21 protein-coding genes are annotated in these 20,408 nt (G+C 60.1%); 1 reads left to right on the forward strand and 20 read right to left on the reverse strand.

What is annotated here, in order from left to right:
• Window positions 1-245: 245 nt before the first annotated feature.
• The 3 genes from AAAX59_RS08575 to AAAX59_RS08585 form a co-directional block, all read right to left on the reverse strand.
• Complete coding sequence (locus tag AAAX59_RS08575) at window positions 246-1,646, reverse strand: phosphoglucomutase/phosphomannomutase family protein (protein WP_349071471.1); 1,401 nt, start codon at window positions 1,644-1,646, stop codon at window positions 246-248.
• 157 nt (window positions 1,647-1,803) lie between these two features.
• Window positions 1,804-2,697: a homocysteine S-methyltransferase family protein gene (locus AAAX59_RS08580; RefSeq protein ID WP_035138801.1), complete on the reverse strand. Its 894-nt coding sequence runs from the start codon at window positions 2,695-2,697 to the stop codon at window positions 1,804-1,806.
• A 10-nt stretch (window positions 2,698-2,707) separates the two neighbouring features.
• Window positions 2,708-3,130: a metal-dependent transcriptional regulator gene (locus AAAX59_RS08585; protein ID WP_040359600.1), complete on the reverse strand. Its 423-nt coding sequence runs from the start codon at window positions 3,128-3,130 to the stop codon at window positions 2,708-2,710.
• Window positions 3,131-3,250: 120 nt separating this feature from the next.
• Between AAAX59_RS08585 and pepT the strand changes: the two genes are divergently transcribed.
• Entirely contained in the window at window positions 3,251-4,498 is a 1,248-nt protein-coding gene (gene pepT, locus AAAX59_RS08590; protein ID WP_349071472.1) for a peptidase T, read from the forward strand.
• Window positions 4,499-4,751: 253 nt separating this feature from the next.
• Here pepT and AAAX59_RS08595 read toward each other — a convergent pair whose 3' ends face one another.
• The 17 genes from AAAX59_RS08595 to AAAX59_RS08675 form a co-directional block, all read right to left on the reverse strand.
• Complete coding sequence (locus AAAX59_RS08595) at window positions 4,752-5,987, reverse strand: LCP family protein (RefSeq protein WP_006235722.1); 1,236 nt, start codon at window positions 5,985-5,987, stop codon at window positions 4,752-4,754.
• A 12-nt stretch (window positions 5,988-5,999) separates the two neighbouring features.
• On the reverse strand, window positions 6,000-7,283 hold the full coding sequence (gene murA, locus AAAX59_RS08600; protein ID WP_035138796.1) for a UDP-N-acetylglucosamine 1-carboxyvinyltransferase: 1,284 nt from the start codon (window positions 7,281-7,283) through the stop codon (window positions 6,000-6,002).
• A gap of 88 nt (window positions 7,284-7,371) precedes the next feature.
• Complete coding sequence (gene atpC / locus AAAX59_RS08605) at window positions 7,372-7,764, reverse strand: ATP synthase F1 subunit epsilon (protein WP_006235718.1); 393 nt, start codon at window positions 7,762-7,764, stop codon at window positions 7,372-7,374.
• Between the two features lie 3 nt (window positions 7,765-7,767).
• The gene (gene atpD / locus AAAX59_RS08610) at window positions 7,768-9,222 is read right to left on the reverse strand and encodes a F0F1 ATP synthase subunit beta (protein WP_006235717.1); all 1,455 of its coding nucleotides are present in this window, start codon (window positions 9,220-9,222) and stop codon (window positions 7,768-7,770) included.
• The gene (atpG, locus tag AAAX59_RS08615; protein ID WP_006235716.1) at window positions 9,222-10,130 is read right to left on the reverse strand and encodes an ATP synthase F1 subunit gamma; all 909 of its coding nucleotides are present in this window, start codon (window positions 10,128-10,130) and stop codon (window positions 9,222-9,224) included. The genes atpD and atpG overlap by 1 nt, the downstream gene beginning before the upstream one ends.
• A gap of 5 nt (window positions 10,131-10,135) precedes the next feature.
• Entirely contained in the window at window positions 10,136-11,734 is a 1,599-nt protein-coding gene (atpA, locus tag AAAX59_RS08620; protein WP_035138794.1) for a F0F1 ATP synthase subunit alpha, read from the reverse strand.
• Entirely contained in the window at window positions 11,734-12,210 is a 477-nt protein-coding gene (locus AAAX59_RS08625) for a F0F1 ATP synthase subunit delta (RefSeq protein WP_035138792.1), read from the reverse strand. Before AAAX59_RS08625 ends, atpA begins: the two co-directional genes overlap by 1 nt.
• Window positions 12,200-12,802, reverse strand: a complete 603-nt coding sequence (gene atpF / locus AAAX59_RS08630; protein ID WP_006235712.1) for a F0F1 ATP synthase subunit B — start codon at window positions 12,800-12,802, stop codon at window positions 12,200-12,202. The genes AAAX59_RS08625 and atpF overlap by 11 nt, the downstream gene beginning before the upstream one ends.
• Window positions 12,803-12,817: 15 nt before the next feature.
• Window positions 12,818-13,012: an ATP synthase subunit C gene (locus AAAX59_RS08635; RefSeq protein WP_022094262.1), complete on the reverse strand. Its 195-nt coding sequence runs from the start codon at window positions 13,010-13,012 to the stop codon at window positions 12,818-12,820.
• A 124-nt stretch (window positions 13,013-13,136) separates the two neighbouring features.
• On the reverse strand, window positions 13,137-13,937 hold the full coding sequence (gene atpB, locus AAAX59_RS08640; protein ID WP_349071473.1) for a F0F1 ATP synthase subunit A: 801 nt from the start codon (window positions 13,935-13,937) through the stop codon (window positions 13,137-13,139).
• A gap of 3 nt (window positions 13,938-13,940) precedes the next feature.
• Window positions 13,941-14,252: a hypothetical protein gene (locus AAAX59_RS08645; RefSeq protein ID WP_349071474.1), complete on the reverse strand. Its 312-nt coding sequence runs from the start codon at window positions 14,250-14,252 to the stop codon at window positions 13,941-13,943.
• 282 nt (window positions 14,253-14,534) lie between these two features.
• Window positions 14,535-15,182, reverse strand: a complete 648-nt coding sequence (upp, locus tag AAAX59_RS08650; RefSeq protein WP_349071475.1) for a uracil phosphoribosyltransferase — start codon at window positions 15,180-15,182, stop codon at window positions 14,535-14,537.
• A gap of 123 nt (window positions 15,183-15,305) precedes the next feature.
• Complete coding sequence (glpK, locus tag AAAX59_RS08655) at window positions 15,306-16,847, reverse strand: glycerol kinase GlpK (protein WP_217750679.1); 1,542 nt, start codon at window positions 16,845-16,847, stop codon at window positions 15,306-15,308.
• Between the two features lie 13 nt (window positions 16,848-16,860).
• Complete coding sequence (locus AAAX59_RS08660; RefSeq protein WP_349071476.1) at window positions 16,861-17,604, reverse strand: L-threonylcarbamoyladenylate synthase; 744 nt, start codon at window positions 17,602-17,604, stop codon at window positions 16,861-16,863.
• 148 nt (window positions 17,605-17,752) lie between these two features.
• Complete coding sequence (locus tag AAAX59_RS08665; protein ID WP_006235701.1) at window positions 17,753-18,055, reverse strand: helix-turn-helix domain-containing protein; 303 nt, start codon at window positions 18,053-18,055, stop codon at window positions 17,753-17,755.
• A complete protein-coding gene (locus AAAX59_RS08670) occupies window positions 18,042-18,437 on the reverse strand; it encodes a type II toxin-antitoxin system RelE/ParE family toxin (protein ID WP_022094268.1) in 396 nt (131 codons plus the stop codon). The genes AAAX59_RS08665 and AAAX59_RS08670 overlap by 14 nt, the downstream gene beginning before the upstream one ends.
• A 75-nt stretch (window positions 18,438-18,512) precedes the next feature.
• A complete protein-coding gene (locus AAAX59_RS08675; RefSeq protein WP_195234859.1) occupies window positions 18,513-19,763 on the reverse strand; it encodes a HemK/PrmC family methyltransferase in 1,251 nt (416 codons plus the stop codon).
• Window positions 19,764-20,408: the final 645 nt, after the last annotated feature.

Consider the following 20,408-nt stretch of genomic DNA (forward strand, 5'->3'; position numbering starts at 1 on the left):
TCTGCCCGGATGCGACACTGAAGTGAGTGTCCATCCTCGCAGTATCCGGTTCTCAAGGTGCACGCCCCGCGGCTGATCCGGTTCCACCGGGCCGCGCGGCAAGGAGATATATTGCCAGACCGGAGGGGCCCCGGGGGCGGGAATCTGGGCGTACACATTTCCTACACATCTTGTGATCCGACTAACGTTTGCCAGCCGTTAACTACCGCTCGCCGAGCATCTCTTTATATAAGGCAGTCTCATGGTTAAAGCGGATACGTCCCCCTAGCTAAAGCACAGCCAGCATCGAGCAACTCATCACGTTCTTCCACCGAGAACCCCTCGGCGTAGACGCGCACCACTGGTTCGGTCCCGCTAGGACGGACCAGCAGCCACGTGTCATCCTCGAATGCCAAACGCAAGCCGTCCATATGACTAACGTTTTGCGGCACCTTGCCACAAATCGACTTGGGGTTTACGCCCGGCAGCAGGGTTCGTAACGTTTCGGCATCTTCGGCCTCAAGGCGCAAGTCGCGTCGACCGTAACTCGTCTTACCAAAACTGTCCTCGAGTTGGTCGACCAGAACGCCCAAAGGCGCGTCCGTCTTTGCCATAAGCTCACACAGAATCAGACAGGCGAGGATTCCATCGCGCTCGGGCATATGCGCGGCGATGCCGATACCACCGGCTTCTTCGCCGCCCATGAGGACGCCGCCCTTCTTCATCTCCGCCGCTATATATTTGAAACCGACTGGTTTGACGGTCACGCGGCAGCCAAGCGCCTCGGCAATGCGACGCACGAGCGTCGAGCATGAAAGATTGACGACGACGCGCCCCTCCAAATTACGAAATTGAACCAAGTCGCCCAAAACGAGCGCCATGATCTGATGCGGATGTATATATCTGCCGCGCTCGTCAACCGCGCCGATACGGTCGGCGTCGCCGTCGGTCACCAGGCCAGCGCAAGCTCCGTCCTCGATAACCGTGCGCTCGCAAGCGTCCACCCACGGTTCAACGGGGTCGGGGCAGATATCTTCTTGGTCAGACGCCTGCCCGGCGTGAATCTCGTGCACCTCAACGCCAAGCTCGCGCAGCAAGTCGGCTAGATAGCCCTGGGCTGCGCCGCCCATGGGATCGACAACCACGCGCAAGTGCGCGGCGCGGATGGCTTCGGCATCGACAAACGATGCCACCGCCTGCATATAGTCAGGAATGATATCCGCGGTGCGATATTGCCCCTCGATCCCCATTGGCTCGGGAGCCATAGTCTCTTCGAGCTCTTCGATGACATCCTGGTTGGCGGTCGAGCCGTCACCCATGCGAATCTTGAGGCACAGATAGCCCTGCGGATGATGGGACCCCGTCACCATGAGCGCGCCGCACGTTTCACCGTCATAAGCCGCCGCCCACGTAAGGGCAGGGGTCGGGACAGGTCGCGAAGCGAGCACGGCGTCTAGCCCGTGCGCTGCTAGCACGCCCGCCGCAAGCTCAGCGAACTCGCGCGCCAGGGGCCGGGTGTCGAACCCTATATATACCGTTTTGCCCGGATTGGTCTTTTGCCACAACTCGCCGACGGCATCGGCGATACGGGCAACGTTATCGGCAGTGAAGTCCTCATCGACGCGAGCGCGCCAACCGTCAGTTCCAAAATGAATTATCGCGCACACGCGCAGACACCTCACAGTGTTTGGATCATGGTACGCATGGGGTATACCCGCAACATGCACTCGGCAACCTGCCGGCACCAGCATTCACCATTTGGGCAAATGCTGCCGAGGACATGCAAGCAATAAAAAAACCGCCCCGTATGGAGCGGTTTGCCCTTTATATATCGAGCGCCTCGGCCATCGCGGCCGTAGTGATTGCCGTGGTTCCACAGCAACTGCCCACCATTGCGGCACCGGCATGTCTCCATTCGATGCATGCGCGCGCGAAAGCTTCGGGGTTCTCGTGCCATACGGGGCCATCCTGAGTCTGGACCGGATCGCCTACGTTGGGACGCACCGTGACGGGAGTAGTCGCCGATGCAACCATCCTGGGCACCGCCGCGTTCGCGGCCGCAAGCGAACAGCAATTAACACCAACCGAATTTGCGCCGTGTTTTTCGGCGTACAAAACGGCTGCCTCGATGTTGAGGCCATCGCCCAACAGGTCGCCTTTATCGTCAACGACAAAACTCACCAGAACAGGCATGCCATCGGCGGCATCTCGGGCGCCGGCAAGCATGGGCTGCAAATTACGGATAGACGTCACCGTCTCGATCAGCAGACCGTCAACGCCGGCGTTGAGCAAGGCGTGCGCCTGTTCGCGCGCAATGCCTCGGATTTCACGATACTCGGCAGAGTCCTCGGCAAACCACTCAATACCGATCGGGCCCATCGAGCCTAGCAGCAGCTGAGGGTGCGCCTGGCGGGCATCGTCGACGGCCCCGCGATTGACCTCCGCCACGGACGGCGCAATCTGGTCGTGCTTGAGGGCATAGCTCGATGCCTGAAAGGTGTTGGTAATGAGCACCTGCGCGCCGGCGGCGACATACAAGCGATGGATACGAGAAACGGTCTGCGGCTCTGCCAGATTCCAAAACGCCGGTGGAATGTCGGCGGCATCGTACTCACTCAACAGAACACTGCCCATGGGGCCCTGCGCCAACAAGGTCTCGCTCGACAAGCGGCGCGTAAGTTCCTCGGCACCAAAGCGGTTGTAATAACTCGTATCCATATATATCCCGCTATTCCTCGACGCTGATTCCCTGCTTTTCGAGATAGGCGAGCCAGCGGCTCATCGTGTCCTCGGATAGCGCATGCTCCATCATGCAGGCCTCGGAATCGGCTCGCTCAAATTCGACACCGAGCTCCTGAACCAAAAACGTGCGGATGAGGCGATGACGGTACCAGATAGCCGTGCCAACCTCGCGACCGCGATCGGTCAGGATTACCTTGCCGTAGTGCGATTGCTCGACAAGCTCGGATGCCTTGAGCGCCGAAACCGCTTTATTGACCGATGCCTTGGAGACGCCAAGGCGCTGCGCGATGTCGACCGATCGCACGCCGTTGGTTTCCCCCTCTTCGCTTTCAATGCGAACCATGCACTCCAAGTAGTCTTCGTTCGCCACCGTCAGATGTAGTTCGCGCGAGCTATTTGTCGTATCCATGATCTTCCGTCCCTTCTGCATTCAATGGCTGATTCTACCCCATCCAAGCGTCGTGGTATGCCGTGGCATACCGTGCTAGAGTTCTTGTTGCACACGACGACCAAGATTGGAGCGGTCTTTATGGAAAACACCACCACGAGCCCCGATGTCCTCGAACGCTTTTTGCGCTACGTCCAGATCAACACGCAGTCCGAGGATGCAAACTGCGACCAGGTACCCTCGAGCGCCGTTCAGTTTGACCTTGCCAACGTGCTGGCTGAAGAGCTGCGCGAGCTTGGTGCGGAAGATGCCCACGTGACCGAGCACGCCTATGTCTGCGCGCATATCCCCGCAAGTGCGGGCGCTGAGGACAAGCCCGCCCTGGGCCTGATCGCCCATCTCGACACCACCGAAGTTGCACCGGGTGCCGGCGTGAAACCGCACATCGTACACTACGAAGGCGGCGACCTGGTCTGCGGCACGGTTGACGGTAAGCCCGTTGCCATGAGTACCGCCAAGCTTCCCGCCCTGAACGACCTCGCAGGTGAGGACCTGGTCTGCAGCGATGGCACCACGCTGCTGGGCGCGGACGACAAGGCAGGCGTCGCCGAGATCATGTCGCTTGTCGCGCGTATCGCTCAGGACCCTTCTCTGCCCCATCCCGCACTCGGCATTTGCTTCTGCCCTGACGAGGAGATCGGCCACGGAGCCGAGCTGTTGGATATCGATACCTTTGGCTGCAAGTACGCCTACACGGTCGACGGCGGCCCCATCGGCGAACTGGAGTGGGAATGCTTTAACGCCGCCGAGGCGACCGTCTGCTTTGAGGGCCAGTCCATCCACCCGGGCGACGCTAAGGGCCGTATGGTCAACGCAGGCAATCTGTTCTGCGACTTCAACGCGTTGCTCCCCTGCGTACAGCGCCCGGAGTATACGGAAGGCTACGAGGGCTTTTATCACCTTGAGGGTGTATCTGCGACCGTCGATCACGCCACAGCGCGCTATATCGTCCGCGACCATGACGCCGCCAAGTTCCAGCAGAAACTCGACCTTATTGATGCCGCTGCCTCGATGCTCAACCAGCGTCTGGGTGAGGAGCGCGTGACGGTCGAGATTAAGCAGCAGTATCGAAATATGGCCGAGATCGTTCGTGACTATCCCGAGCTTATTGATGTTGCCAAGGAAGCCTACCTTGCCTGCGGCGTTGAGCCCCAAGTGCTGCCAATTCGTGGCGGCACCGACGGCGCCCAGCTGTCGTTCCGCGGTCTGCCCTGCCCCAACCTTTCCACCGGCGGCTATTGCTACCACGGCGTCAACGAGTTCGTCCCGGTCAGTTCGCTCGTCAAGATGACCGACGTGCTCCAGGAGCTCGTCGCCCGCTTTGCATAAGGAACTCGAACAATCTAGGTAAGCAAAACCGCCCCGTCCTCAAAACCGAGAACGGGGCGGTTTTTGGTGCAAGGGGAGTAGTCAGCACCGCAGGTTGAGCCAACGTCAGCGAGCGACGTCCAAGGCGAACAAGTTGGCATGAAAAAGGCAGGGCATTGACCTTCTGGTCATGTCCTGCCTTTTGAATGACAAATTGTCGCCTTGGGCGGCGCGCAGCGTCGAGCCGTTACGGCGTTTGGTAAAACGCCGTAACTTAGTAGTTGGCCTCGTAGCCGTTGCCGTCGCCGGTGGGCTCTTCGTAGTAGTCCGAATCGCTCGAATCGCTTGAGTCATCGGAATCGTCAGAGCTGACCGATGAGGTTGCGGTACCGTTTGCGTAGTCGTCAGACGTGTTGTTGTTCAGGTCGCCGATCGTAGAGCTGGAACCGTCGGAAAGACCCATGGTGTTGGGACCCTTGGGATCCTTGCCGGCATCGACGCGCTCCATCATTTCCTTGAGCTCGTCCTCGTAGACAAAGACGTAGCTCACACCGTCGATCATGGTGCTGTCGTCGGCATACGAGGGCAGGTTGGCCGAGTAGATACCGTCGACATCCATACCGCGCATGGCGTTGACCGTAGCCACGATATCCTGAACGCTCATATCGGTTACGAGCATATCGGACAGCGAATTAACCAGGCCAAAAATCTTCGTGGCATCGAAGTTATTGAGAATCTGGTTGGCAAGGGCGCCAAGCACCTGACGCTGGTGGCGCATGCGCGTGTAATCGCCGTCGGCATAGGTGTAGCGGCAGCGGGCATAGGTAAGGGCGGTGGCACCGTCCATATGCTGCTGGCCAGCGGTAATCTTAATATCCAGGTGCTCGGGGTCGTCAACATCATCGGTTGCGTTAATGTCGATACCGCCAACCGAATCAATCAGCGCCTGCATACCGTCGAAGCTGACCTCGGCATAGTGGGAAATCTGAACACCGCACAGCTCGTTGACCGCCTCGACCATGGCCTCGGCGCCGCCAACGGTATGGCAGGCGTTGATCTTCATGGTCTCGCCCTTGTACTCGACCTTGGTGTCGCGCGGAACGGAAATGAGCGTCGCCTGCTTTTGCGTGGGGTCGATGCGTGCCAGGATAATCGAGTCGGCACGATACGTATCCTCGCCCGGACGGCCGTCGGTGCCAAGAAGCAGCACGTAGAACGGATCCTTTGCCTCATCGGTGTCAACCAGAACCCGACGCAGATTATCGGTAATGACATTAGAATCGCCGAGCTTGCCCATAATGGTGGCAAACCACAGGCCGGCAGCGGTAGTGGCACTCAGCAGCACACCAAGCACGACAATGAGCGCGACGTGACGAATCGTGTGGCTACGACGACGTTGACGAGCGCGCTCGGAATAGCGAGCCACGTTATCGCGACTGTAGATCTTGGCCTGCGCACCAGTTGAGGGTCTTCGGGCGGTGGTATCCGCGAGGGGCTTTTTATTAAACATAGGCAACCTGTATTAGTAGATGACGGGATCGGGGACGGTAGCATGCTCGACATGCGCGCCGAGCGCCTGCAGCTTTTCGACAAACTGCTCGTAGCCGCGCTTGATGTGATGGATGGCCGAAACCTCGGTCGTCCCGTCGGCGATCAAGCCCGCTACGACGAGGGCCGCTCCGCCACGCAGATCGGGCGAGGTAACCTGTGCACCCGAGAAGCCCTTGACGCCATGAATCATGGCATGATGGCTCTCGATACGAATGTCGGCACCCATGCGCACCAGCTCAGAGGCAAACATAAAGCGATTCTCGAAGATGTTCTCGGTAATAACGGAACTGCCGTCGGCGAGAGCGGAGAGCACCATAATCTGCGCCTGCATGTCCGTCGGGAAACCGGGGAACGGAAGCGTCTGGATGTCGACCGGCTTGATACGCTCGGCACGGTTTACATGGACGCCATCCTCGACGCGCTCGCAGTCGATACCCATGAGCTCCATCTTCTTGAGCACCATGCCCAAGTGAATGGGGCAAAAGCCCGTGACATCGACACCGCGATCGTCGGCCATCAACGCACCGGCAACGATAAAGGTACCGGCCTCGATGCGGTCGCCCACCACGCGATGGGTAACGGGATGGAGCTCTTCCACGCCTTCGATAGTCACGACGGGCGTACCGGCGCCAACAATCTTGGCGCCCATCTCGTTGAGCATGTTGGCGAGATCGACGATCTCGGGCTCGCGGGCGGCATTGTCGATAACCGTGGTACCCTGCGCGCGCACGGATGCCATAATGAGGTTCTCGGTCGCACCGACACTGGCGAACTCGAGCGTGACGGTGGTACCGCGCAGACCTTGGGGCGCATTAGCGTTGATGTAACCGTGGGCGGTATCGAACTCAACGCCCAGGGCCTCAAGACCAAGAATGTGCATATCGATCTTGCGAGCACCCAGGTTGCAGCCGCCGGGCATGGCTATCTTGGCACGATGGAAACGGCCCAGCAAGGGCCCCATCACGGCCGTGGAAGCGCGCATCTTGGCAACGAGCTCGTAGGGAGCCTCCCAAGAATCGACCTGAGAGGTATCGATCTCGAGCGTGTGCTCGTCGAGAACATCGATCGTAGCGCCCATGCCCTTGAGCACCTTGCCCATCACGTGGACATCGGAAATATCGGGCACGTTCTGCAGCGTCGTCTTGCCCGGCGCCAGAAGCGTTGCCGCCATGAGTTTGAGCGCGGAGTTCTTGGCGCCCGAAACGGGCACGGAGCCTCCGATGGCGTGGCCACCCTCAACGCGGATAATATCCAAGGTCTACCCTTTCAAAAAGCATGCCCGGGATGGCTGGGCCATCCCGGGCATGATGTGTTCGCAAATGGTCGAACGCTAAATCGTTTGACTATTGGGCAAGCTTGAGCTTACACCATGCGATTTCATTATAGAGGTAGGCGCGGCGTGCATCATCCTCCGACAAATTACCCAGCTTCTCTTCAAAACCTTGAATATCAGCTTTAAGCTTGTCGGCATCGACGGTCGCCAAATCGCAAGCGCGCTCGGCGAGAACGGTCACGACATCGTCCGCAACCTGGGCATAGCCGCCGGCCACGGCAAACGTGTGGTCGACAGTGCCCATGGCCTTATCGGAAACGCGAACGTAACCGCGGTCGATCGTGCAGATCTCGCTGGAGTGAGCAGGCAGAACGCCAAACTCGCCATCCGTGGACGGAATCGACACAAACGCAGCGTCGCCCTCATAGGCGCAGCTCACGGGGCACACGATGCGGATACGCATAACCTACTTCTCCCCCATCTTGCGGGCGCGCTCGCGCACGTCCTCAATCGTGGAAGCATAGCGGAAAGCCTGCTCGGGCAGGTCATCGGCCTTGCCGTCGACAATCTCGGCGAAGGAGCGGACGGTATCCTCGACGCGGACGTAGACACCGGGGTTGCCGGTGAACTTCTCGGCGACGTGGAAGGACTGCGAGAGGAACTGCTGGATCTTACGGGCACGGTTGACCGTAAGGCGCTGCTCCTCGGACAGCTCGTCCATACCCAGGATGGCGATGATGTCCTGAAGGTCGGAGTACTCCTGCAGGAGCTCCTGGACCTTGACGGCGACACGGTAGTGCTCCTCGCCGACGATCGAGGGATCGAGAGCGTCAGAGGAAGACGCGAGCGGGTCGATAGCCGGGAACAGGCCGAGCGACGAAATGCTACGCGAAAGAACCGTGGTGGCGTCGAGGTGCGTAAACGTCGTGGCAGGCGCCGGGTCGGTCAGGTCGTCTGCGGGGACGTAGACAGCCTGGACGGAGGTAATGGAGCCCGTCTTGGTCGAGGTAATGCGCTCCTGGAGGTCGCCCATCTCGGTTGCCAGCGTGGGCTGGTAACCGACGGCGGACGGCATACGGCCCAGCAGTGCGGAAACCTCGGAACCTGCCTGGGAGAAGCGGAAGATGTTGTCAATGAACAGCAGAACGTCCTGGCCACGATCACGGAAATACTCAGCGGTGGTAAGGCCGGCCAGACCGATGCGCAGACGCGCTCCGGGCGGCTCGTTCATCTGACCATAGACCAAGCAGGTCTTGTCGATAACGCCAGACTCGCTCATCTCGAGGAACAGGTCGGTGCCCTCGCGGGTACGCTCGCCGACGCCGGTGAACACCGAGGTGCCGCCGTGCTCCTGGGCGAGGTTGTTGATGAGCTCCTGAATCAAAACGGTCTTGCCGACGCCGGCGCCGCCGAACAGGCCTGTCTTGCCGCCACGGATGTAGGGCTCGAGCAGGTCGACGGCCTTAATGCCGGTCTCGAAGATCTCGGTCTTGGTGGTGAGCTCGTCGAAACGGGGCGCTGCATGGTGGATGGGGTAGAACTCCTCCACCTCGGGCATGGGCTTGCCGTCGACGGGCTTGCCCATGACGTTCCAAATACGGCCGAGCGTCTTGGGGCCAACGGGCATCTTCATGGGCTCACCGGTATCGGTGGCGATGAGACCGCGCTGCAGGCCGTCGGTCGAGGACATGGCGACCGTGCGGACAACGCCGCCCGGAAGCTGGCTCTCGACCTCGAGGATCGTGCTCAGATGACCGATCGGGGTCTCGGCCTCGACCGTGAGCGCGTTGTAGATCGGGGGCACCGCACCGTCAAACTTGACGTCGACGACAGGACCGATGATTCGCACGATGCGACCATCACCGGCAGTCGTCTTCTTGGTGGCTTCCTCGACCGCAAGCTTTACGGTGTTATTAGCCATTACTGTTCCTCCAATGCTGAGGCTCCGCCGACGATCTCGTTAATCTCGGTCGTGATCGAAGCCTGGCGCACGCGACTATACGTGCGGGTAAGGGTCGAGATGATCGCGGTGGCGTTTTCCGTCGCGGAGTGCATGGCCTTGCGGCGTGCACCCTGCTCGGCAGCCGCCGAATCGATCAGGGCCTGGTAGATGACCGTCAGGATATAAGACGGCACAAGCTTGCCGAGAACATGCTCGGGAGAGGGCACGAACTCGAACGTGGACGAGATGCGCTTAGGGGCGTCGGTCTCGTTCTTACGCGGACCGTGGGCCATAGCGATCATCTCGGGGTCGAGCGGCAACAGATGCTCGACGCGAAGCTCCTGATCCACGCGGTTCTTGGCGTGGTGGTAGACAAGCTCGACACGGTCAAGCTCACCGGCACGATACGCATCGCAGATATGAGAGGAGATCATGCGGGCCTGATTGAAATCGGGCTCAGAGGAGTTGCCCTCAAAGTGCATGACAACGTTTGCGCGGTCACGGAAATACGTGGCCGGCTTACGCCCGCACGCGATGATCTCGCATTCGATGCCGTCGTTCGCCCAAGAAGCGGCGAGCTTTTCGGCCGTGCGCTCCACCGTCGTATTGAAACCGCCGGCAAGGCCGCGGTCCGAGGCGATAACGACAATCAGGCCATGCTTGACGCTCTCATGCTTCTGCAGCATGGGATCGGTGCCCGAACAGGAGGCGTCGCCGGCGACCGTCAACATGACGTCGGTCAGCGCCTCCTTATAGGGCTCGGCCTGCTTGGAGCGATCGAGGGCACGACGAATCTTGGCCGTAGAGACCATCTCCATCGTGCGCGTGATCTGCTTGGTCGTGGTAACCGAGGAGATTCGCTTCTTAATGTCGCGAAGGTTGGCCATGGGGCTTAGTTCTCCTCTGATCCAGAAACATCCGAATGGTGCTTGGCCATGAACTGCTGCTTGAAGTCGCCGATGACGCGCAAGAGCTCAGCCTTGGTGTCATCATCGATCTTCTTGGCGCGAACCTTGTCGAGCAGCGAACCAAAGCCATTGTCCATGTACTCGATGAGCTCGGCACGGAAGGGCAGCACGTCGGCGATCTCCAGGTCATCCAGGAAGCCCTCGTTGCCAGCGAACAGCGTAACGATCTGCTCGCCAACCTCAAACGGCTTGTAACGCGGCTGCTTCAGGAGCTCGGTCATGCGAGCACCGTGGGTCAGCTGCTTCTGAGTAGCCTCGTCGAGGTCGGAGCCGAACTGCGTAAAGCCAGCGAGCTCCTGATAGGAAGCGAGGTCCAGACGAAGGTTGCCGGCGACCTGCTTCATGGCCTTGGTCTGCGCATCGCCACCGACGCGGGACACGGAGATACCCACGTCGACTGCCGGGCGCTGACCCTGGAAGAAGAGCTCGGACTGCAGGTAGATCTGACCATCGGTAATGGAAATGACGTTGGTCGGAATGTAGGCCGAGACGTCGCCGTCCTGGGTCTCGATGATCGGCAGTGCCGTCATGGAGCCGTAACCGTTCTTCTTGGACATCTTGACGGCACGCTCGAGCAGACGAGAGTGCAGGTAGAAGATGTCGCCAGGATAGGCCTCGCGTCCGGGCGGACGATGCAGCGTCAGCGACATCTGACGGTAGGCCACAGCCTGCTTGGACAGGTCGTCGTAGATGACGAGCACGTGGCCGCCGGGGTTGGTCTCGCTGGCGGGCTTGCCGTCCTCGCCGTTGTACATGAAGAACTCGCCAATAGCGGCACCGGCCATAGGCGCGATGTACTGCATAGGGGCGGAATCGGCAGCAGTGGCCGAAACGATGATGGTGTAGTCGAGCGCACCGTGCTGAGCGAGGGTCTCACGGATGTTGGCAACCGTGGAGGCCTTCTGGCCGATGGCGACATAGATGCAGACCATGCCCTTGCCGCGCTGGTTGAGGATAGCGTCGATGGCGATGGCGGTCTTACCGGTCTTACGGTCGCCGATGATGAGCTCACGCTGACCGCGGCCAATAGGCACCATGGAGTCGATAGCGAGCAGACCGGTCTGAACCGGCTCGCACACCGGGGTACGATCGATGACGCCGGGAGCCTTGAACTCGATGGGGCGACGGTGCGTGGCGACGATGTCGCCCAGGCCGTCGATGGGCTGGCCGAGCGGATTGACGACGCGGCCGAGCATGGCACGGCTCACGGGGATATCCATAATGCGGCCAGTGGTGCGGCACTCGTCGCCTTCCTTGATGGAGTCGACGGCACCAAACAGAACGGCGCCGACCTCGTCACGGTCAAGGTTCTGGGCAAGGCCGAAGACGGTCTCACCGGTATCGGAGCTCTTGAACTCCAGAAGCTCGCCTGCCATGGCGCTCTTGAGGCCGGAGACGCGCGCGATGCCGTCGCCTACCTCGTCGACCGTTGAAACCTCATGCGTATCGACCGTCGCGGAGAGGCTCGTGAGCTGCTCCTGCAGTTTCTTGGCGATATCCTGGGCATTGAGGGTTTCGGACATTAGGCTTCACCTCCGTACGAATTAGCAGAGTTTGCGAGGGTCTCCTGCGCGATGCGCAGCTGCGTCTTGACGGAAATGTCACGACGCTCGCCGCGGGCCTCGAGCACCAGGCCGCCCACGATAGACGGGTCGACCTGCTCGATAAGGAATACCTTGCGGCCGAAGTCCTGCTCGCATTTCTTAGTGATGGTTTGACGCAGCTCGTCGTCGAGCGGGATCGCCGTGGTGACGGTCACGCCCACTACATCCTCGTCTTCCTCGGCAACATACTTAAAGGCAGCTGCCACCTTGGGAAGAAGGTCGAGCTGGTCGCGCTTGGACATGGTGTCGAGCACGGCGATGATCTCGGGGCTGGCAGAAGCCAAGCGCTCGACCATCTCGAGGTCCTCGAACACATGGTTCTCGGCCTTGGCGGCTTCCAAAAGGGAACGCGCGTAGGTCTCGAGCACCTTGTCCTGATAGCGGCTAGTCGGCATTCAGGCTACCTGCTTCCTGGATGTAGCGCTCGATGAGCTTCTTCTGCTCGGCATCGTCCTCGAGTGCCTCGCCCACGATCTTGGTGGCGACGGCAACGGACAGGTCGGCGATGGAGCTCGCGGCACCGGCATAGATGGACTTGCGCTCGTCCTCGACGGTCGTATGGGCCTTGGCGATAATCTCCTCGGCCTCCTTGTGAGCAGCCTCGATGATACGGGCACGCTCGGACTCGGCGTCCTTACGGGCCTCGAGAACGATGTCGGCAGCCTGACGACGGGCGTCGGTGACGATCGAGTCGGACTCAGCGCGCTTGGCGATAGCCTCCTGCTTGGTCTTCTCGGCCTCGTCGAGGCTCTCCTCGATCTTCTTGCCGCGCTCCTCCATGGTTTTCATGATGCCCGGCAGGGCGACCTTGGCCAGCACGATCCAGATAATCAGGAAGGCGATAAGCGCCGGGATGAACTCCGCCATCTTAGGGATGAGGATGTCCGCACCGGCAGCGCCGTCCTCGGCGAACGCGGAAACCGGCATGAGCAGCGCGGCCGCGGACGCGGAGAGTGCGATCGCGCTCTTCTGGGATGAAAGATTCATACTTGACGCTCCGTGCTATTTAACGATCAGCGCGACAACGAAGCCGATCAGAGCCAGAGCCTCGCCGAAAGCGGAGCCCATGATGAAGACGGTGAACACGCGGCCCTGGACCTCAGGCTGACGGGCCATAGCACCCGTAGCACCCAGAGCAGACAGGCCGATAGCAAGACCAGCGCCGATAACACCGAGACCGTAACCGATAACTCCCACGATTCCTCCTTTGTCGTGCGTGTCTTATTTCACGCAGGATAACCTTTTTATAACTGCCGGGCTCCATGGGTACGGGCACCGGCGGTTTAACGAATTGCCTTACCTTTAAGGCACGAACGGAAGACTACTCCTCCGCGACCTCCTCTGCCTCGGAGACATACACGGCGGTAAGGACCGTGAAGACGTAAGCCTGGATGGCGCCGACCACAAGCTCGATCGCATAGATCAGGATGAGGATGGCAAGCCAGGCCAGCGAAGGCAGGGCGCCGACGGCGTGGGCCGCGGAAACCTGCTGAAGCAGCGGCTGCATGAACATGCTCGCCATGATGGCGAACGAGCCCATGACCACGTGTCCTGCGAACATGTTGCAGAACAGACGGACGGCAAGCGTGATGAGGCGCAGGAAGGTCGAGAAAAGCTCGACGACCCACACGAGGACGTTCATCGGGAAGCTCACGCCCTGCGGGGCGAGGCTCTTGATGTAGCCGATCACGCCGTGAGCCTTGCATCCGTAGTAGATGAAGTACACGAAGGCGAAAATGGCGAGTGCGGCGGTGGAGCCGATTGCGCCGGTGCCGGACTTCATTCCCGGGATCAGGCCGATCATGTTATTGATCAGGATGAACAGGAAAAGCGAGCACAGGAACGGGAAGTGCTTCTTCCAGTTCTCACCCACGACACCCTTGCCGATATCGTTCTCGACGTACTCGATGATGTACTCGAAACCGTTGACGAAGAAGCCCTTGGGAACCAGGGTCTGCTTCTTCTTGAACACGGCCAGGACGATCAGGAGCACGATCGTGGAGACGATCAGCCAAAACGAGTACTGCGTGATGCCGCAGCTCAGATCGCCCACGACAGGGGTGGAGCTGAACTCGCTGACCAGATGATTAATCTCATCAGGCAGCTTTTCAAAAATTTCCACGACTTACCTTTCGACCTCATGAGGATCTCGCAGCGCCTTGGCGACGCGAACCGCGCAGGCGGCCATAAAGGCCACGAAGCCGATCGCCTCGCCCAGGAGGAACATGCGAAATGCCTCTCCGAACAACACAAACATAACCAAGGTAAAGACAAGCAACGCGATTGCCGAGACCGCGAGACTCACCATACCCTTGAGCATGTCCGCATTCTGCTTATCGTCAAGAACCGGCTTGAGCGTAAAGACAAAGGGAAGGAAGGCAATCGCGCCCGCGATGGCACCTGCAACGATAGCGAGCAGATCGGCTATCTGAAACACTGGCGTCCTCACTTTCCTTTTTTATCGCCTCACAGGACAGTTCCCGCCAAACATTGGTGACTATTGTACGAGCCAATCGCTAAAGTACAACCGAAAAAGCATCGGTTAATACGCACCTGTTCGTTTTCTTAAGACCTTCTTTATGCCGCAGGTACGGTAATACGTTTTTCTCGAACCCTGCAGGGCAAAACGTCCGTTAACAGGAGTGCGCGCGGTCGTCTTTTGCTCGCCCGCGCGCACCATTTCTTCGTATTTTCGACGTTAGCCGGTATGGCCCAGAGATTACAGCGTGCCGTAGATGCGGTCGCCGGCGTCGCCCAGGCCGGGAACGATGTAGGCAGCTTCGTTGAGATGGTCGTCGATGGCGCAGGTATAGATATGCACATCGGGGTCCTTTTCGGTCAGTGACTTGAGGCCCTCGGGCGCGGCGACGATGCACAGCATGCGGATATCCTTGACACCGCGCTCGCGCAGGTAGCTGATGGCCATCTCGGCCGAACCGCCCGTGGCGAGCATGGGGTCGACGACCAGGCAGATGCGCTGGTCGATATCCTTGGGCATCTTGCAGTAATACTCGTGCGGCTCGTGGGTGACCTCGTCGCGCTCCATGCCGATGTGGCCCACGCGAGCGGAGGGCACCAGGTCGAGGATACCGTCGACCATGCCAAGGCCCGCACGCAGGATGGGCACGATGGCGAGTTTCTTGCCGGCAAGCTGTTTGAACGTGGCGGTAGTGATGGGGGTCTCGACCTCGACGTCTTCCATAGGCAGGTCGCGCATGGCCTCGTAGCCGTCAAAAAGCGCGAGTTCGCGCACGAGCTGACGGAACTGGTTGGTGCCGGTGTTTTTGTCGCGCAGGATCGACAGCTTGTGCTGGACGAGCGGATGATCGACAAGCGTCACATGGGACGCATCGTAGGTGACGGTCATGGGTTGATTGCCCCTTTCGTTGCAGCCGCAAAACGGCCTTGCTGACAAGGCGCGCAGCAATGTTGCCGCCGCACGCCATGCATAAGTTTAGCGGTTTGTTGTATCGAGCAGCCCATCGCAGCCCTACTGTGCGGTACTGAGCGAGCGCTTGACTGCATCACGCCAGCCCGCAAGGTTTTGCTCGCGACGCTCGGCGGACATATGGGGAAGGAAGGTCCTAACGATCTGGGCATTTTGCTCCAGCTCTTCAAGGTCTTCCCAATAGCCGACGGCAAGACCCGCCAAGTACGCGGCACCGATTGCCGTGGTCTCCACCGTCTCGCATTGCAGCACGGGGATATCCAGCAGGTCGGCCTGGAATTGCATGATGAACTCGTTGCGTGAGGCGCCGCCATCGACGGACAGGCGCTCAATCGAAAGTCCCACGTCCTGCTCCATGGCGCGCAGCACGTCATAACTCTGGTAGGCCATGGACTCGCAGGCCGCACGCACAATGGTCGCGCGACTCGAGGCACCGGTCAGGCCGCACACGATACCGCGGGCACGCGGGTCCCACCAGGGAGCGCCCAGGCCAGCGAAGGCGGGGACGAAGTAGCAGCCCTCGTTGTCGTTGATCGAAGCGGCGAGTTGCGCGGACTCGCTCACACTCGAGATGATGCCCATGTTGTTGCGCAGCCAGTTCATGGTTGAGCCGGCGGCAAAGATAGAACCCTCGAGCGCATAGCTGATCTTGCCGTCCGCGGCGATACCGATCGTGGAGACCAGACCGTTCTTGGATTCGACGACCTCGTCGCCGGTGTTCATGAGCATAAAGCAACCCGTGCCATAGGTGTTTTTGGTCTGGCCGGGATGGAAGCAGCAGTGGCCGAACAGCGACGCCTGCTGATCGCCCGCCACGCCCATGATGGGCGGCATGTTGGTCATGATGTCGCTCGCGACGCGGCCGTAGTCGCCCGAGCTCCAACGAACCTCGGGCATCATGGAACGTGGAACGTCAAAGAGCGCCAGCAGGTCGTCGTCCCAATCGAGCGTATGGATATTAAAGAGCGCCGTGCGGCTGGCATTGGTGTAGTCGGTGGCAAAGACCTGGCTGCCGGTAAGGTTGTAGATGAGCCAGGTGTCGATGGTGCCGAACATGAGGTCGCCCGCCGCCGCGCTCTCACGCGCACCGTCGACGTTGTCGAGGATCCACTGCACCTTGGAAGCCGAGAAATACGGATCGAGCGTGAGTCCCGTGCGGGAGCGCACCAGCTCTTCTGCGCCCCGCTCGACCAGCTCGTCGATCAGAGGTGCGGTGCGACGGCATTGCCACACGATGGCGTTATAGATGGGTTGGCCGCTTATGCGGTCCCACACCACCGTGGTCTCGCGCTGGTTGGAGATACCGATGGCGGCGATGCGGTCAGAATGGATGCCGCTCTTAAACTGGACCTCCATCATCACGCCGATCTGGCTGGCAAGCACCTCCATGGGGTCTTGCTCTATCCAACCGGGACGCGGGAAGCTGGTTTTGACGCTACGACGTGCCTGCGCGACGATGCAGCCGTACTCGTCGACGATGGTCGCAAGTACCGAAGTGGTGCCGCAGTCGAGCGCCATGATGTAGGAACCGCCAAAGTTAAACGAGGCATCTTCCATGCCCAGGCTGCCCAGATTCAACGACATCGCTTACACCTTTCTATTGCATCGGGTCGGACAGGACCCGTTCGATCTCTGATGCGGGAAGTGCGCCTTGGCGCAGGATCTGGAGCCCGCCGTGCTGGAACGACACGATGGTCGAGGCGTCGCGACACGGGGTCTCGCCGGCGTCGACGGCAACATCGACCCCCTCCAGGATGCGACCTTCGACGGCGGCAAAGCTTGCCGGCGAGGGCGCGCCGTGTGTGTTGGCGCTCGTGCAGGCAAGGGGACTGCCGCAGGCGCGGATGAGCGCTTGGACCACGGGAGAGGCCGAAGCGCGCAGGGCCACGGTGTCGTCGGCAGCACGCATAAAGGTCGGCACGCAGGGAGCCGCCTTGACCACGATAGTCAGGGCTCCCGGCCAGCATCGTCGCGCAAGTACGCGGGCATCTTCCGGGATATCCACGCCATAGCGGTCGAGCGCCTCGACGCCATCGACCAGCCAGGCGACCGTTTGGGTGAGCTTGCGCTGCTTGAGGGTAAAGATGCGGCGGTAGCCGGTACCGAGCGCGGGGACCGCGGCGCCATTGACGACAGCCCGCGGATCGCGCGGCCACGATGGGAATTCGCTTGTATCTTGGGGCACGGCGTCCGAGAAGGCGTTGACTGCCACGGCGACACCGTAGACCGTCTCGGTCGGGATCAAGGCCAGGCCGCCGCGGCCGAGCACCTCGGCCGTGCGCTCGACGGCGAGCCGATGCGGCTCGCGCGTTCCCTCGTATACCCGATAGACCGTCTGCATGTGTATGCCAGCCCCTTACGCTCTGGTGAAAGTTTGTTTACTGAGGGGCATTCTCGCACGAAACGTTCAACCTATTTGGCCAGAGTGCATGTTGGTTTGGTGAGCGGCTCTAGTAGTCGGTGAAAGTGAGGGGGTTAATTGAAGATTTTTAGCGCGCAAGCGTAACGGTACGATCGGGAAACTCGATGCTTGCAACCAGTTTTCCGCCGAGGCTCTCTGCGTACCTGCTCAGCGTGTCGAGCCTCATCGAACCCAACTCCCCACGCTCGAGCTCGGATACACGTTTTTGAGAAACGCCCATCGACTGGGCGACCGACGCCTGTGTTAGATCTTTTAACCTGCGAATCTGAGCAAGCTTATAGGCTTCGATACGATCGCGAGTCCTCTCCTGCTCGGCGGTAATGGAGTCGCGTGTTATCCCGCGAGATTCCATATACTCATGCAGTTCCATCTCGATCGAGCCTCCTTACGTGGCGACGGTATATTTGCTCGGCCCTTGGAATGTTGATCGCATACCAACCGTTCCATTTTGCCCTTGACGATCCCGCTCGCGACTTATCACCCGCCAATAGCAATACCGCCTGGCGCTTGGGGTCAAAGGCGAAGAGGATGCGAATCACCTGCCCACCACACGACGTCACTCTCAGCTCCTTTAAATGATGAAGCTTCGAGCCCTTTACGCGGTCAACCAGCGGACGACCAAGGCTGGGACCTTCCTTCTCGAGCACCAAAAGGTCTGCATAAATCTGCTTCAGCGTAGCTTCATCCTGCTCATCAAGCCAAGGTTCAATGTAATCAAGCACGATACGGTACCGATGCAGCTGATTTGACATACCTTTCTCCTTCTATAGTAGAAGTTTTACGGTATATTGCAAGGACAAACTTACGCAAATGTCTATTAATTCAGCTTAAATACGCTGTTTGGGCTCGGTGACGATGGCTCGGACGATGCGGGGGCGATCGGTGAGGTCATGGACGATACGCACGTCCGAAAGGCCTGCCTGGCGACAGAGCTCGGCCGCGGCATCGAGGGCACCCTCGTAGAGCTCGCAGGCAAACAGGCCGCCGGCGCGCAGCATGTAAGGCGCCGCATTGAGCAGGCGGCGGAAAATATCGAGGCCGTCGGCGCCGCCCTCGAGCGCCAGGTCGGGCTCAAAGTCCTTGACCTCGTGCGGCAGCGAGCGCATGACGTCGGTCGGGATGTAAGGCGGGTTGGAGACGAGCACATCAAAGGTGCCCCACTCTTCGCGGGGAATGGAACTCACCAGGTTGGTGAGGCTAAAGGCAACCTCATCTGCCGTGAGGCCGAGGGCGTCGCGGTTTTTGGTGGCCAGATCGATGGCGCGTGGCTCGATATCGGTGGCGGTGCAGGTAACGTGGCCGCGGCGCTCCCAGGCAAGGGAGAGCGAAATGCAGCCCGTGCCGCAGCCGACCTCGAGAACGCGGGCAGTGCAGGGCTCGGTTGGGGCAGGCGCAGCGGCATCCTGAGCTGAAGCCGTCTCCTGGCCGGCACCCTCGATGGCGATGCCGTATTCGTCGAGCTCGGACTCGGCGGCTTCCGCGGCTTCGGCTTCTGCTGCCTGCGCGGCGGCTTCCTCGGCCTCGCGGTCGGCCAGTTCCTCGGCATAGGCACGGCTGCCCAGTACGTCGCCGCCTAACGCCGCCTCATCGGCAGCCGTCAGGTTAGCGGCACGGCGCTCGGCAGTCGCGCGCTCGTCGGCCAGCGCCGCCTCGGCTTTGCGGGCCTCTTCGACCTCATCGTTCCAAGGCAGCTCAACACGCTGACGGGCAGCAGCCTCGGGGCTCAGCACCTCGGCATCCAGATAATTGAGGACTTCCTCGACGAGCATCTCGGTCTCGGGGCGCGGAATGAGCACACCGGGGGCGCACGCGACGTCGATCATGCGAAACTGCGTGCTGCCGGTGATGTATTGCAGCGGCTCGCCCTTAGCGCGGCGGACAACGGCCGCATGCATGGTCTCGAGCTGGGCCGCGTTAAGCGTCTCGTCCATACGCATATATAGGTCAATGCGCGCCAGGCCCGTGGCGGCGCACAGCAGCCACTCGGCAGAAAGACGGGGGTGCTCCTCGCCGCGCTCGGCCAGGTACTCCTTGGTCCACTCGAGACAACGCTTGATGGTCCAGATCTCGTTTGCCATGGGGCCCTCCCCTCTTAAGCGCCGGACGGCGCGCGAATGTCGGAGCAGATTGTACGCGAGGCCAGCGCTTGGCAAGGGGCGATTGAAGGCGATTATCAAGAATCAGCCCAGAATTTTGCACCGGGCTCGCTCAAAGTGTTCATTCGCCGACGTCTAGATTTGCATTCGTCAAGCTTTTGGTAAGGTTGCCCCAAAACTAACCAATATCTAACCAAACGCTTGCCACATCGCTTGACGCGCGACGCGTCAAAAATCGCCCCACGACTTCTTGGACGATTTTTCGAGCAATATTTCCAATAGCAGATGCACACCGTTAATTGCTTTAAGCAGGTAGACAGTTTAACGGCCATCAAAGCCGATCGAACAACATCTCAAAGCAATAAGCCCAACCAAGCCGTTTAAGAACGTCCCCAATGACCACCTCTAAGGCGCCGCAGGTTGAGCATACCGCATCCGGAACAAGGCAACGCCGCAGGTAGAGAACGGACAGCGAGCGGGTCGCATTTGAGACAAGGTGACGTGAAATCAAAACCACCCCTAAAAGGGGTGGTTTGCTCTTAGGGTATAACCCTTGGATTTCCGGCACGCGTCTAAAGGCGCCGGCCCTCACGGGGTTCGGGCCGCACTGCAGGTTGACCCGTGACG

This window comes from Collinsella sp. CLA-ER-H2, assembly GCF_040092405.1.
In the GTDB taxonomy this organism is placed as follows: Bacteria; Actinomycetota; Coriobacteriia; order Coriobacteriales; family Coriobacteriaceae; genus Collinsella.